Source organism: Moraxella marmotae, assembly GCF_042219885.1.
GTDB lineage: Bacteria > Pseudomonadota > Gammaproteobacteria > Pseudomonadales > Moraxellaceae > Moraxella > Moraxella marmotae.
In genome coordinates, this window is record NZ_JBHJHR010000002.1 from 1,596,927 (window position 1) to 1,611,629 (window position 14,703).

General features: G+C 38.7%; 14 protein-coding genes and 2 pseudogenes. 7 read left to right on the forward strand and 9 right to left on the reverse strand.

The features are described from left to right. Positions 1–120 precede the first annotated feature (120 nt). On the reverse strand, positions 121–1,290 hold the full coding sequence (locus ACFBZI_RS07305) for an aspartate aminotransferase family protein (protein WP_375715725.1): 1,170 nt from the start codon (positions 1,288–1,290) through the stop codon (positions 121–123). Between the two features lie 28 nt (positions 1,291–1,318). After that, on the reverse strand, positions 1,319–1,498 hold the full coding sequence (locus ACFBZI_RS07310; RefSeq protein ID WP_375715726.1) for a DNA gyrase inhibitor YacG: 180 nt from the start codon (positions 1,496–1,498) through the stop codon (positions 1,319–1,321). Positions 1,499–1,903: 405 nt separating this feature from the next. Between ACFBZI_RS07310 and ACFBZI_RS07315 the strand changes: the two genes are divergently transcribed. Then, on the forward strand, positions 1,904–3,394 hold the full coding sequence (locus tag ACFBZI_RS07315; RefSeq protein WP_375715727.1) for a DUF3360 family protein: 1,491 nt from the start codon (positions 1,904–1,906) through the stop codon (positions 3,392–3,394). Positions 3,395–3,634: 240 nt separating this feature from the next. Here the strand turns inward: ACFBZI_RS07315 and ACFBZI_RS07320 are convergent, their stop codons facing one another. Then, entirely contained in the window at positions 3,635–5,092 is a 1,458-nt protein-coding gene (locus ACFBZI_RS07320; RefSeq protein WP_375715728.1) for an NAD-dependent succinate-semialdehyde dehydrogenase, read from the reverse strand. A 248-nt stretch (positions 5,093–5,340) separates the two neighbouring features. On the opposite strand from ACFBZI_RS07320, the gene ACFBZI_RS07325 reads away from it, so the two are divergent. Next, positions 5,341–5,505: a hypothetical protein gene (locus ACFBZI_RS07325; protein ID WP_375715729.1), complete on the forward strand. Its 165-nt coding sequence runs from the start codon at positions 5,341–5,343 to the stop codon at positions 5,503–5,505. A gap of 182 nt (positions 5,506–5,687) precedes the next feature. Here ACFBZI_RS07325 and ACFBZI_RS07330 read toward each other — a convergent pair whose 3' ends face one another. After that, positions 5,688–6,068 carry a winged helix-turn-helix transcriptional regulator gene (locus ACFBZI_RS07330; RefSeq protein WP_375715730.1) on the reverse strand — a complete coding sequence of 127 codons (381 nt, stop codon included), beginning with the start codon at positions 6,066–6,068 and terminating at the stop codon, positions 5,688–5,690. A gap of 217 nt (positions 6,069–6,285) precedes the next feature. Between ACFBZI_RS07330 and ACFBZI_RS07335 the strand changes: the two genes are divergently transcribed. The 3 genes from ACFBZI_RS07335 (at position 6,286) to ACFBZI_RS07345 (ending at position 8,167) form a co-directional block, all read left to right on the forward strand. Further along, complete coding sequence (locus ACFBZI_RS07335; protein ID WP_375715731.1) at positions 6,286–6,801, forward strand: nuclear transport factor 2 family protein; 516 nt, start codon at positions 6,286–6,288, stop codon at positions 6,799–6,801. A gap of 144 nt (positions 6,802–6,945) precedes the next feature. Next, complete coding sequence (locus tag ACFBZI_RS07340) at positions 6,946–7,341, forward strand: DoxX family protein (RefSeq protein ID WP_375715732.1); 396 nt, start codon at positions 6,946–6,948, stop codon at positions 7,339–7,341. A 268-nt stretch (positions 7,342–7,609) separates the two neighbouring features. Next, on the forward strand, positions 7,610–8,167 hold the full coding sequence (locus ACFBZI_RS07345) for a DUF805 domain-containing protein (protein WP_375715733.1): 558 nt from the start codon (positions 7,610–7,612) through the stop codon (positions 8,165–8,167). Positions 8,168–8,257: 90 nt separating this feature from the next. On the opposite strand, the gene ACFBZI_RS07350 is transcribed toward ACFBZI_RS07345, so the two are convergent. The 3 genes from ACFBZI_RS07350 to ACFBZI_RS07360 form a co-directional block, all read right to left on the reverse strand. Beyond that, positions 8,258–9,394 (reverse strand): NADH-dependent flavin oxidoreductase, encoded by a 1,137-nt coding sequence (locus ACFBZI_RS07350; RefSeq protein WP_375715734.1) that lies wholly within the window; start codon positions 9,392–9,394, stop codon positions 8,258–8,260. 123 nt (positions 9,395–9,517) lie between these two features. Next, complete coding sequence (locus tag ACFBZI_RS07355; protein ID WP_375715735.1) at positions 9,518–9,742, reverse strand: hexameric tyrosine-coordinated heme protein; 225 nt, start codon at positions 9,740–9,742, stop codon at positions 9,518–9,520. Positions 9,743–9,978: 236 nt separating this feature from the next. Next, positions 9,979–10,380, reverse strand: coding sequence for an Ohr family peroxiredoxin (locus ACFBZI_RS07360; protein WP_375715736.1), 402 nt, complete (start codon positions 10,378–10,380; stop codon positions 9,979–9,981). A gap of 540 nt (positions 10,381–10,920) precedes the next feature. Here ACFBZI_RS07360 and ACFBZI_RS07365 point away from each other — a divergent pair. After that, complete coding sequence (locus ACFBZI_RS07365; RefSeq protein WP_375715737.1) at positions 10,921–11,304, forward strand: SMI1/KNR4 family protein; 384 nt, start codon at positions 10,921–10,923, stop codon at positions 11,302–11,304. A 42-nt stretch (positions 11,305–11,346) separates the two neighbouring features. Here ACFBZI_RS07365 and ACFBZI_RS07370 read toward each other — a convergent pair. Then, positions 11,347–11,928 (reverse strand): annotated as a pseudogene (locus tag ACFBZI_RS07370) (IS1595 family transposase); the annotation flags it as partial. Between the two features lie 261 nt (positions 11,929–12,189). On the opposite strand from ACFBZI_RS07370, the gene ACFBZI_RS07375 reads away from it, so the two are divergent. Continuing rightward, positions 12,190–13,659, forward strand: a complete 1,470-nt coding sequence (locus ACFBZI_RS07375) for a hypothetical protein (protein ID WP_375715738.1) — start codon at positions 12,190–12,192, stop codon at positions 13,657–13,659. A 228-nt stretch (positions 13,660–13,887) separates the two neighbouring features. Here ACFBZI_RS07375 and ACFBZI_RS07380 read toward each other — a convergent pair. After that, positions 13,888–14,470, reverse strand: a pseudogene (locus ACFBZI_RS07380) (IS1595 family transposase). Between the last annotated feature and the right edge of the window lie 233 nt (positions 14,471–14,703).

Sequence of the window (14,703 nt, forward strand, 5' to 3'; positions counted from 1 at the left end):
AAAATTGGTTGATTGCCAATCGGTCAATAATCAAATTGGCAAACGATTCAATCGCCAAATTATCGACAATCAGCCAAAATTATTAAAATTATCCAATTTATTAACTGGCTAGCCAACTAATTAATTAAGCAGTTGTTGAATGACTGCAGTCATTTTGTCAATCAAGGCTTGAGTATCATCAGGCGATAAATTCAGTGCAGGCAACAGGCGAATGACATTGCCACCAGTCACATTGATAATCAAATGATGCTCATCACGAGCAATATCAACCGCTTGGGACAAATCCACCACCGCTGGCATGGCAAGGCCAATCATCATGCCACGACCACGCACGCTGACGCCTTGATGGGCAAATTTATCCAGCATCGCTGCACGAATGGCATCGCCTTGGGTTTTGGCGTTATCCATGATGTGTTCGTCAAGTGCATCATAGACAGCACAGATGATACGGCTGCCAAGTGGCGTGCCGCCATAAGTTGAGCCGTGTGAGCCAGCTGTAAACAGACCGACTGCCTTACCGCTAACCATGCAAGCCCCAATCGGAAAGCCATTGCCTAGACCCTTGGCGGTGGTCAGCACATCAGGGGTGATGTTGGAATATTGATAAGCAAAATATTTGCCCGTGCGTCCGTTGCCAGTTTGTACTTCGTCAAGCATCAAAAGCCAGCTGTTGTCATCGCAGATTTTGGCAAGTTTTTCTAAATAATCATCGCTAGGGGTGTGCAGACCGCCTTCGCCTTGGATTGGCTCAACCAGCACCGCACAAATATCATCATCGCCACTAAGGGCTGCCACAGCATCGGCATCGCCAAACGGCACACGGATAAAATCATCATCAAGCGTATAAAACCCAGTGCGTGCTTTGGGGTTGGCGGTGGCGGAAACGGTCAATAAGGTGCGACCGTGAAAAGCATTGTCCATCACGATGACTTTTGGGCGTATTTTGCCGTGATTGTGGGCGTAGCGGCGAGCCAATTTTAAGGCACATTCGTTGGCTTCTGCCCCTGAATTGGCAAAAAACACCTGCTGCATTTTGGCAGCTTGGCACAGCTTTTGGGCGGCTTTTTCTTGCCAGTCGATTTCAAATAAATTGCTGGTATGCACCAAAGTGCTTGCCTGCTCAGTGATGGCGGTGGTGATGGCAGGGTGGCAATGCCCAAGACCGCACACGGCAATGCCAGTCAATGCGTCCAAATAAGCCGTACCGTCAGCGGTATAAAGATAAGAGCCTTTGCCACGTACAAAGCTGATTGGCTGTCGAGCATAAGTGGGCATCAGTGAGCTTTTCATAGTTTTATCCTTGTTTTATCCTTAAAAATCAATGCGTTGTCAGCTCTTCAGAAAAAGGTGATTCTTCGCCAGCGATGACATATTCTTCGGACGCCCAAGCACCCAAATCCATCAATTTACACCGCTTGGAGCAAAAAGGGCGATAAGGGTTGTCTTGCCAAGTGGTTGGCGTTTGGCAGTTTGGGCAGGGGTGGGTGGTTGGATTCATGATAAATACCAAATAAAAATCGCAAAAATGGCTATTTGGGCAGTTATTTTATCACAAAATCAGGCACAAATTGCGTGATTTTGCCGCCCAGATTGCGTATTTTTTTTGGCGATTTTTGGATAAAATGCTTGTGCAATTTGGCTTGGGTTTGTTGGTTAAGTGCTGGCTAAGTTATGGATTTTGATGGGATTTTTGTATAGATGTTTGATTAAAATCGGGCATTTGTGATGATTTTGATGAATTTTTACCAATTTTTACCATTTTTTATTGTGATACTGATTATTTTTATCAAATAACACATGACAGATGGCATCAGTCAAGTTATAATCGCACGCGGGAAAATATAAGTTTATAAGTAAGGTAGCAAGGCAAAGCTACGCTCAACAAGCAATTAAGGAGAATGTTGTGAGTGATTCTAGTACCGTAACCGATGATGCCATTTTGGGCAAATCCTATCAGCAACTGCACCGTCCCAGTTCCAGTTTTGATTCTCGTGATGAGTATCTAAATCACGAATTGCAAATCATGCAGCCCAAACGCTGGCGTGTCAATTTGCCATTTCGTGATTATCGCTTTGAGCTTGAAGACGCCATTCCTGCGATGGCAGGGACGATTGGCAAGATTGTCATGGTGGGTGCGATGGCAGCAGCATTTGCCGCACCATTGGGTTTGGGCGATGCTTTTATCTTAGAAAATGTGCGTTATGAATTGCTGATTGCATCGGTGTTTGTGCTGCTGTTGTCAGGATTTTTATTGCCAACGGCAAACTTGCCCGGCACGCACGGCCCGCTGATTCCACTGATTCCATTGGTGGTGGCATCAGGTGGACACCCTTTGGCGTTTGGTTTGCTCATTGGGGTGTTTGGGATTTTGCTGGCGTTATTTCGGGGTGGCTCGCTACTGGCGAAACTGACCAGTAATGGCGTCGCTGGTGGCCTGTTGTTATATTTGGGCTTTGTTGGTCTGATAGGGCAGGTCAAAAAAATGATCGATTGGTCAAATACCATCGGTTTGCCGCATTTGGCATTTATCATTATCATTGCCACGATTGTTATGTATGCCCTACTTGAGCATTGGCAAAAACGCTGGCTGGCAGTGCCGATCGGCTGTGCGTTGGCAGGCTTGATTGCGTTTGCTTTTGGTGCGCCATTTGAATTTAATACACACCCAGGCTTACCGCCGCTAAACCCAATGTACTGGTGGGGCGAAGATACCGGCTGGACGGTCGGTTTGCCTGATGCCAGCAGTTTTATTGCGGTTTTCCCATTTGCAGTGCTGGCGGTGGCAATGTGGTCGCCTGATTTTCTGGGTCATCAAGTGTTCCAAAAAATCAGCTATCCCAAAAACTCTGAGCGTACGCACATGGATATCGATGATACCATGGTCAGCTGCTCTGTGCGTCAGGCGGTCGGCTCGCTGCTAGGTGGGGCGAATTTCACTTCATCATGGGGAACTTATATCGTCCCTGCGGCAATCGCCAAACGCCCAATCCCTGCTGGTGCGATTTTGACGGCGGTTTTTTGTATCGTTGCTGCCATTTGGGGTTATCCGATGGATTTGGCGGTGTGGCAGCCTGTACTGTCCACGGCGTTGATTGTTGCGGTATTTGTACCATTACTTGAAGCGGGCATGGAGATGACTCGTAAGGGCAAAACCACCCAGTCGGCTGCCATTGTGGTCTTTGCATCGGCACTGGTCAATCCTGTGTTTGGCTGGTCTTTGACCATGCTGCTGGACAATCTGGGCTTGATTGGCGATAAGCAGCGTAGTAGGGAGCTGGGCTTTAGCGGTCGTGTGGTTATTCCTGTGGTTGGCTTTGTGGTGCTTTGTGTTGCCATGGCAGCGGTCGGTATGTTCCCCGGCATTCCAGCGATGCTGCCACAATTTAGAGTGTAAATTAATAAAAATTAATTATTATTAAATTTAATTAATAAAAATAAAACCCCAGTTGGTCGGCAGCTGGGGTTTTTTGATGGTAGTGCAAAGGTTTAATAATGGCAAACAGGGTTTGGAAAAATACAGTTGGGTAAAGGTTGTATTTTTGCCAATTATTATGGTAACAGCAATCGATTAAAATTTATGACATCAATCCATAAACATCAATTAATAACCATTACTTCATTATTAGCCAAACCATCAACCCACCACATTCACACACCAATATTTACTGCTAACATATTCATCAATGCCGTATTTTGAACCTTCACGCCCAAAGCCAGATTGTTTAACACCGCCAAATGGAGCAACTTCATTAGACAGCAGCCCTGTATTTTGGGCAACCATGCCATATTCCAGTTTTTCGCAGACTCGCCACGAGCGTGCCAGATTTTGAGTATAAAAATAAGCCGCCAAGCCATACTCGGTATCATTGGCAGCTTGGATCACTTCATCTTCGCTATCAAAACCAAACACAGGGGCAATTGGACCAAAAATCTCTTGATGGGCAATATCCATATCCTGCGTGATGCCGTCAATCACCGTCGGCATAAAACTTAGGGGGCTTGCAGGGTGCGTCTGTCCGCCTGTGATGAGTATTGCCCCTTTTTGTAAGGCGTCGGCCAGCAGACTTTGAACTTTTTGCAGGGCTTTATCATTAATCAGCGGCCCAATATCTGTGTCCAAATCCAGCCCATTGCCCACTTTGAGCGTGGCGATTTTTTGCCTTAAAATTGCCAAAAATTCTGCCTTGATACTGTTTTGGACATAGATGCGGTTGGCACAGACGCAAGTTTGCCCAGCATTGCGATATTTGGACAAAATCAGCCCAGTTGCCGCTTGCTCCAAATTGGCATCTTCAAAGACGATAAACGGTGCATTACCGCCCAATTCTAGGGATAATTTTTTGACCGTGCTGGCACATTGTTGCATAAGCAGTTTGCCAACCGTCGTTGAACCTGTAAAGGATAGCTTATGAATGCGTTCATCTTGGGTTAAGACACTGCCAATGGTCGCAGCATCACCAGTAACCACCTGCACCACGCCTGCTGGCATGCCTGCTTGCTTGGCAAGTGCCATCAACGCCAAGGCAGAAAAAGGCGTTTGGCTGTCTGGCTTGACAATCATCGCACAGCCTGCCGCCAAAGCTGGAGCAACTTTGCGAGTAATCATCGCCGCTGGAAAATTCCAAGGTGTGATGGCAGCACAAACGCCCACAGGTTGCTTTAGCACCAAATAGCGAAGGTCGGCATTGGTGGTCGGTATGACATCGCCATAGATTCGCTTGCCTTCATCAGCAAAAAAGCGGATAAAACTGTTGGCATAGCCAATCTCGCCACGAGACTCTTTGAGCGGTTTGCCTTGCTCTAGGGTCATGATGCGTGCCAAATCGTCCAAATTGTCATCAATCAAATCCGCCCAGCGGTGCAGGATTTTGGCACGATGGGCGGCAGTTTGCCCTGACCATGATTTTTGGGCAAGCGTGGCAAATACCACAGCTTGGCGGACTTCATCGGCAGACAAATCAGGCACGCTGCCGATGATCTCACCACTAAAGGGATTATTAACGGCGATGGTTTTGCCACTTTGGACATCTTGCCAGTCATTATTAATAAAGCAGCTTTGACAAAACAGTTTGGCGTTTTTTAGATGATTCATCGCATTTTTCCTTTGATTTTAAAAGTTGGCGTTGTTATATAACTTAACATTCTCACCCAATTTATACAAGCACAAGTTTTGCAAAACATAAAGGGCGATGGCAGTGATAAATAATAAAAGCAATTTGTACTCTCAAAGTACTTGCAAAATCATTACAAAAATGCGATAATATGGCTCTTTTTTCATCAGTTTAAAATGGTTAATTATTCATCAAACCATCAATAAAATCTTTATTAACGGAGCAAATCATGAATCACAATGAGCAGACCACTTTTAATATGCGTGTGGACAAAAATTTGGTTGAGCAATTTAAAAAAGCCGCACGAGATAACAATCGCACCGCAAGTCAATTGCTGCGTGATTGTATGATTGATTATGTCAAAAAAAATCGCCAAGCAGATATGTTTAAATGATTTAAATAATTAAAAGTGTTTTTATAAATTTTATAAACATTTGGGCAATTTGTAGAAATTTATAAAAACACCCAAAAACCAAAACTGCCGCAAATTGGCAGTTTTTTATTGCCCATGTATCAAAATTGGGTAAAACTGGCGAAAATTGCCAAAATAGCCAATCAACCCAATTTGCCATCATGTTATTGGCGAGTTTGATTTGCCAAAATCTCTGGCAAATGCATCTCTAGCCATTCTACCAAATCCGCCAATTTTACCGCCGCCTGCGTGCCGTGTTCACTGAGCGAATATTCCACATGTGGCGGTACGGTGTGGTAAGATTTGCGATGAACCATGCCGTCCTGCTCCAGTTGCTGCAAGGTTTGCGTGAGCATGCGTTCACTGATGCCTTCAATTTCTCGGCGAAGTTCGCTAAACCGCTTAGTGCCTTGTTGCAGCACAATCATCACCAAAGTCCCCCAGCGACTCGTCAGATGTTGCAGAATTTGCCGAGAAGGGCAATTTTTTGCCAAAACTTGACCACGGCCATCGTCTGCTGGGCTGATAGTCATTTCATCAATCATTTTATTTCCTTAAAAATCATAATATTATAGACAATTTTTATACTTACATTTTTGTAAGTACTTTCAAAAAATAAGTTAATGCGTATAATACCGCACATCAACCAAGACTGCAAATTTTTACGCCAAATTGGTCAAATTTACCAAATCGACAAATGACAAATAAGAGAAATTTGCAAAACTCATTCATCAATAAATTTAATCAAATAAGTGAGAGATTATGAAAAATTTCATTTTGGTGGCAATGGTGGCAGGTGTGGGCATACTAAGTGCCTGCGGTCAGGCTAAAAATGCCGAAAATGCAAATCCACAAGCTCAAAGCAGCGAGCAAACCGCTCAAACCACCAACCAAAATATCGCCGAGCGTAACAAGGCCAATGTGCTTGCTTTTTATGAATTGGCATTTAACCAACACAAATTGCAAGAAGCGGTGGATAAATATGTCGGTGCTGAGTATTTGCAGCACAATCCGAGCGTGGCAGATGGCGGACAGGCTTTTATTGATGCATTTTCGCCATTTATCGCAGAATATCCACAATTTGCGGCGGCCGTTAAGCGTGTGGCGGCAGACGGCGATTTGGTTTGGCTGCATGTGCATAGCCAAGCCACTCCTGATGACCATGGAGAAGCGGTGGTGGATATTTTCCGTCTGGACGAAAACGGCAAAATCGTGGAACATTGGGACGTTATCCAAGCTGTGCCAGAAAAAACTGAAAGTGGCCGCACGATGTTTTAATTAATTTTTCTAAAATATAAATCATAAAAATATCAAGAATAACATCAAGAAAAATATCAGGCGGTATTGCCAAATATTGCCTGATATTTATTGGTCAAATTTCTTAATCAAATTTGCCAATTCAATTTAAAATAGGTTAAAAAAATGAAACAAACTTTAAATCAATATCAGCCTTATGCACAGGCATTATTGCGTATTGCCGTCGGTTATGCGTTTATTTTGCACGGCACGGCGAAGTTTTTTGAATTTCCTGTCTCGATGACCGATGGCAACGGTGCTGTACCGCTGTTTTCATTGTTTGGCGTTGCAGCTTTGTTAGAATTGGTGTTTGGTGCGTTGTTTTTGCTTGGTTTAAAAACACGCCTAGTCGCCTTTTTATTGAGCGGACAAATGGCGGTGGCGTATTTTATGATGCACTTTAGCCCATTTCCGATGACCAATGGCGGTGAAGCGGCGTATCTGTTCTGCTTTATTTTCTTTTACTTTATTTTTGCTGGTGGCGGTGCATGGGCATTGGATAATCACTTGTCTAAGAAATAATTTAATAAAAACTTAAAATAATAAAAATAATTCCACAAAACGCTGCCCAAAATGCAGCGTTTTTTATAAATAATTATAATTTGCATTTATTATGGGTTGTGAAATGGGGTGAAATTGGCTAAAATGGCAAGAAATTTTTGTGATTTATTCAAATATGGTTAAAATGCCTTTGTATTTTTCTGGGATAATTTTTTAGGAAAAATGCGATTTGATTTTGATAAATGGCACAATATTAGTTAATTTATTTTAACAATAAAAGGAATGCGTAATGCGTTGGTTTTTATATGCTTTTCGGCATATTTTTGATTATCGTGGGCGTGCCAGACGCGCTGAATATGGTTGGTTTTTATTAATAAGTATTTTAATCAGCTTTATATTTCAGTTTGTGGTGTCTTTTGGGGCTGCTTTGCTTGCTGTGATGACAGATTTTGGCGTGCCTGATTTGGCAATTGGGATTCTGATAGTGATTTCTGGCTTATTGATGATAGCATGTGGCATTGCTAGCCATTTGGTGCAGATCAGCTTAACCGCTCGCCGTCTACATGATTTGGGTTGGTCGGGTTGGTGGCAGCTGGTCTTTTATCTTGGACCTTGTTCGTTTCTGTTTTGGCTGTGGCTTTTGCCACCCCAAGCGGTTAGTGTATTAGAAAGTGGTAATTATTCAGAAGAATTGTCCGCTTCGTTTGTGCTGTTGGGTGGCTGTTTTGTTGTTTGTATGGTAGCAATGCTGGTTATTAGCTTGATTTTAATTTTTAAAGACGGACAACGCTTTACCAACAAATACGGTGCCGATCCCAAAGCGGTGGGCGAGATAGCCGCCGATTAACTTGATATTATTAAAAATTAATTCATTTAAAATTAATAAAATTAAGCCGCCTAATGAAATTCAAGCGGCTTAATTTTTTTTTATAAAAACTTAAATATCTACCGATGTCCAGTTTTTATCTTTCACTGGCGGCAGCCACGCTTGATCTTGACTGCACAGATACCATAAGCGATCTGGGATACCATAATGATCTTCTTTGCTTAAATCCAAGGCAGTGATGATTTTATCTTGTTCGCCATTTTTGATTAGTGTGGCAAAATTCGGGTTCATCATCACGGTTTTACCCACGGCGATAAGTTCCGCCCAGCCTGTTTGATAGGCATTTAGCACATCATCGGCACTAAACAGACTACCTACGCCAATCAGCGGTAATTTGCCGTTAATGCGTTCGTGAATCAGTTTAATCCGCTCAATACTGGTGTCCGCCCCACGGCGTGCTTTTTTATAGAAATCCCATAAAGAAATATGCAGATATTGCAATGGCAAGTCTTTTAGCACATCAACCAAGGCGAAGGTATCTTCCATGGTAAGCCCCAATTCTTCAGGTTCTTCGGGCGAGAAGCGATAGCCGACAATAAAATCATCTCTGCCGTGTTTGGCTTTGATTGCTAGCACTGCGTCAATAATGGCAAGTGGGAAACACATACGCTTTTCACGCGAACCGCCCCATTCATCGCTGCGGCGATTAGAATGACCAGAATAGAACTGTTGGATCAAATAGTTATTTGCACCGTGGATTTCCACGCCGTCAAAACCTGCTTGAATGGCTAAATCCGTGGCATTAGCAAAAGAGGCGATGAGCGAACGAACTTCTGCGTCCGTCGCTTCTCTTGTACCTGTTGCCTCGTCGGTACTGGCACCGATTTTATCTTTGCCATTTAACAATTCAGTAATCGTTTGTTTACCGCCGTGATGAATTTGCAAAATGGCTTTCGCCCCTTGCGATTTGATGATTTCAGCCACTTCACGCAAGCTCGGCAAGTCTTTTTCGCCCACCGCTTCCGGCTGACCGTGGAAGGCTTTTCCGCCATCTTGCACTAAGGTCGCCGCGGTAATAAACATCCCAAAATCTTCGGCACGATTAGAAATAAATCTGCGTTCCTGATCGCCTAAAGAGCCATCATCGTTTGATCCTAAATGGGTCATCGGTGCTACCACTAAACGGTTTTTGATGCTCACGCCGTTGTTAAACGTTAAAGGTTGAAAAAGGGGTTGATAGTTATTCATTTGTTTTCCTTTTATTATTAATGAAGTATAAATAATTAAAAATTTAAATTTTTATTGTAAAAAATGCCGTCCGAAATATCAATTTCAGATGGCATTATTGAGATGTTTAGCCGCTTTTATTGATTATTTCCAATAATTATTGGCTGCTGCAACAGTTTGAAAATTAATCGCCACAACTTGAGAAGCCAGCGTCAGGCTGTCTGCGTTATTTTCATAAACTGGGCGTAATTTACTGCGGATTTCGGCATCAGGCTGAGTGTATTTAATACCCATGCGAGACAATTTAATCGCCAGTTCATAGCCTTCTTGTGGCGTTTGTGTGATTAAGCTGGTTAGCCATTGTTCCATAATTTTTCTCCAAAAGAATTGCAATTGCCAATGTTGGTGGCAATCAACAATCATTATATATAAAAAAAATTATGCAATCAATAAACACAAGGTATAAATCGCCGTCCAAAATGGGTATGGATAAAATTCAAAAATCGCCTGTTTTTGCTTTAAAATTGCCGCAAAGGAAAATTATTCCAAAGAGCAATACCGTCCAAAACCCATTTCCAGACGGCATTACATTATAAGTCAAAACATTATAAATCAAACGAATTAACAACCTTCACGTGTAAACGTACATCCACATTACCACGCGTTGCGTTGGAATATGGGCAAACTTCGTGGGCGCGGGTAATTAAGATTTTCACTTCTTCTTCGCTTAAGCCTTCCACGGTAATGGTGATGTCTAAATCCAAGCCAAACGCACCGTCTGCTTTTTGTCCGATGCCCACACCAACGGTGGTGGAAGATTTGCTGGGTTTTAAGCCCAAAGTCGGGGCTACGTGGTTCATGGCACTGTCAAAGCACGCCGCATAGCCCATCGCAAACAGCTGTTCTGGATTGGTGCCGACTTTGCCGCTGTCGTTTTGAAAGCCGACCAAATCAAAGCCGATTGAACCATCGTCTATGCCATTGACAATTATGCCATTGACAATCATTGCAAAAAGAGATTTTAAAGAATATATATCACAACCACGCTTTGTTTAATTTAGGCAGTATTTTTTATATTATGTATTAACATCTCACGCATGGATTGTGTCAATATTTGGTTTTAATATATAAACATTCTACCTACCCCCAGTAGTTGTCACATTTCCTTTGCTTTATGAAAATATTTTGTTAATGAAAAATATGGCTCTGCTGCCTTTAAAACAATGGTCATTGAAAATAAAACATTAATGGGTAAAAATTTTTTAAATCAAAAAAAATTTATATCAAAAATCCAGTGATATTAGATTGGGATTTTTGTATAAAAAAACACTGGTTTCTTTATAAATAACGACCCAATTTTAGAAGTTTGCTTTATCAAACTATCACGAAATGATAAAATTTTCTTTATTCTATATAGTAAAGCCGATAGGAACTTTATTAGAAAATTGTAAGAGATTTTGCATTGTAATAATTAAAAAAATAAATAATAATTTTTAATAAAATTATATATAATTTATTAAAAATTATTAAAATTATATTGGAGTTTTATGAACAAACAAATCTCTTTTAGCCCCTACCCACAACAAATGCTACTAGAGGGATTTTCTTACCCACAAAGCTATCTTAAATTATCCCAAGACACATCAACCATTAACTGGAGTAGTCAATATCTGTTTCCTTGGTGGTTTGAGGATCATGGTACAGAGGGTGCAGAACTTGCCTATAGATTTAGAAAATCCGATTCTGACATTGTTGGGTTAAATTTAATCCCATTTGCTCAAAATGGTGATTGGGAGGCTTATTTTAATGCTGATGACACTTCAGGCAATCCTCAAGTAATTGTGATTGATTTAAGTGATACAAAATATGTTAGCTATTGTGATGATTTTGATTCATGGCTAAAAATGGCAGAACAAAATGGTTGGACATAATTTTTTTTGGGTCCGTCCTAGATAACCAAACCAAACTACCCCAACCAATTGTTTTAAAATGAAAATTTGAGATTTAAGGTCATTATTGTTAAAACGCCATTCACACTCTTTAAGATACAGCTCAAAATGAGCTTTGGGAATACCATTAAATTTGCGTAAATGATATTTTGCTTGATTTTAAAAAATTTTTCAATGCCATTAATGTGATTTTGTTTTTATACAAAATGCGTGCTGTGGTTGATTCTAATCTAGCACATCATAGCTTTTGTGAAAATCTGTGTAAACAATACTGCCAGGTTTTGCTTTTTCTATGGTAATCAAAATTAAGATTTTGCTTTTGGTATTGGTGCCACCAAATAAAAACTTTGCCAATTCATTTAAGTAAACTAAATACAGTGGTCACCAATAGCACGCTCACCCTTGTGGATAACCAAAGTAGCTTTCATCAACTTCAATTTCGTCTTCTAATAAGCATATATCATCACTGCATTGATAAATCAGCAAACGAAGACGATGGAAGTAGTAAGTAGTAGTGGTTTTGTTCGCGTCAATAAGCTTAGTAATAACTCCAGTGGTTACGCCTGTAGCAAGTAGTTCGATTAAACCGATTTTGTTTTTAAACACTTAAATGGTTTTTTTTCTCATAATATCCCAGTATAACTGAAGTGAGTTACCCAGGATGGCTTCTAAAAATTATAAGCTACCCGAGAACTAGGATAAAAAGAATGCATTTGATATTTGGGGAGTGTATTAAACGAAAGGGTAAAGCTAAGTTGAGTGGCAATATAGTAATTGCAAGATTGTAATATTTTCTATTATAGCCTATATGGACAAGGGTATATTTGATATAATTAATAAAAATAAGATAAATAAAGGGGAATTAGAGTGGATGTAGTAGGAGTTATTAAATTTAAAATAGAAAGATTATCAAATGATAATAGACAAGAAAATATATTATCGTTGCTGTATATTGTATGGTTTTTAATTTTGGCTATGGCATTTATAAATATAACAACTAATATGGTTATAAATGCAATTGGAAGACCTGTTTTTTTATTAATAAATTCATTTATTGAATCCATAAAAAATAATCCAATACCAAATTTTGAATTGAATTATTTAGATTTTTTTGACATCAGCATCACAGGTTTAATTGCTGTTATTAAATCGGTTTTTCTGATATTTATAACAGTTATTTATGTGAAATATTTTGAAAAAATGGAATTCAAAACAGAATTAATTTATATGATAATTAATACAATTATCACCATGTTTTTGTTTCTAGATATAAAAATAATTATTTCGTTAATCCTAGTAATATTTTTATTAATGTTGATAGTTCCGATATCCAGTGGGAGATATTTTAGTGTATTAAAAAAAATTAGATATTTAATATATTTATATGAAGAGCAAAATGTAAAAATTGATAAAAAAATAATTCAAAAAGCGCTGATAAAATGGTTATTAATTATTATTATTTGTAGTTTGTTGTCGTATCTAATTACCCAATTCGTTTCCTTTTTTTTAGGTTTTTTCCTTTGTATGACTTTTGCTATGAGAATATATATGGGAATTAATTCAGAAGATAAAGTGTTAGATATTGCTAGGAAAATAATACTATATATCATTGTTATATTGATATACATTTTTTTAAACAAACAATCAACAGCCGAGATAGACAAATTAATTGGATTAATTGTAACTATATATTTTGCATGGGATAGATTGTTTTCCATTTCAAAAGATATGGAAGATTTGATAAATGATAAGAGTGTATTATTCTACTATGAGGAAGAAAACATTTCTGAAAAAAAGCTGAGTAAAAGATATGTAAATTTTAATTTCATAAATACAAAAATGGATGAAAATGAGTTAGTTATTCAAATTTTAATAAGATTCAATATGATTTACTACAAATCTATAATTTTAGAAAATGACAAACAGGTAAGAAAAGAAATCACTAGGTTGTGTGAATTATATAAATCATTAAATTATAGCTTATATTACTTATTGATTGGATATATAGGAATTTTAATTAATAAAGATCAACTAGAAAAAAGAGAATATTCTTTAAAATTAGAAGAATTATTTAAAAAAAACAGTGATAGCTATCAGAAGTTGATTCCTATAGATGCTATATTTGATTATATAAGTAAATTATGTGATAGTGAAAAATATGAAGAGGTTATTCGCTTGTATAAAAAATATTTAGAAATATATGTGAAAACTTTTGATAAGGATAGGCTATCTCTTTTAATGCAAGCTGCAAATACCATTGATAAGCCATTATATAAAAGACTGAAAAAATTAGCTGAAATTCAATTAAAGGTCAAGCAATTAAGATGTAGGCAATAGAAGGGTAAAAAGATCTATCGTCTTTTTTACGCCTATTTTTAATTTATATTGCGATTATAAATAGAAAAATTTGCAGGTAAGCTAACTAGAATTTCAAATTCATCTCACCAATGTATACACTTTCAAATAATAATTTATTTAAATAAATTATGGAAAGTAAAGGAGAAAAAAATAACAAGGATATAAAGCCCTGCTAAGGAAAAACAAAGGGGGTGGCGTAGATAAAACTTAAATCCCACACCATCTTCTCAAAAATTTTCAGCTTTTTAGATGGTGTACAATGATTAAATCCAGACTCGGTCTTTGATAAAAAGATGGAAGTTTTTTTTGTCAAGGCTATTGATGTGGTTATAATTGTTGGCAAATTCTTTGAAATGGTTAATTTTAAAGTGCTTAAAATTAGATACATTAAGAGCATTGCAACTTCTGCAACTGATAGATAAATAATACTGTCAGATTTGACTTTACTTATAATAATGGACATTAATGTATCTGTTTTGGTGTCTTCAATCGCTACGGTATAAATTCCACCATTAGACCAGCAGCCTTACCATCGGTACCACGCCCACGCTTACCTTTTCTTGCACCAATAAAATATCTTTTATCAAGTTCAATTTCATCATCAAACACAATGTGAGTTTCAAGATTGAGATTGTATTTTACCGCAAGGTGGGTTTTATAGCAGAGTAGTATTGCTAAATTGTACTGAATCCCTAGTAAATCAGCTACTGAACGAGCGGTTACTTTTGCGATAAAAATTCTAGCAGCTTTGTTTGGTTTTTTTACTTAATTGACAACGAGTTATCTTCATATTTGTAGTGCAGCATGGGCGTTATTCTGGCACATATTCAAAAATAATAATAATTTTGGTTTTTGTATTTTTTGCTTTTGTGTCACTGGTTATTTTTCATAGATTATCATCGCCTATTTATCAATTTTATTTGGATATATTAGTGTTTGGGTTTTTGCTTTAGCTAAGTTAAATCGCCATCGCTAATATAGAAAGTCAAACTAAGTTGATGGGAAAAGCAGTATCTGATACAA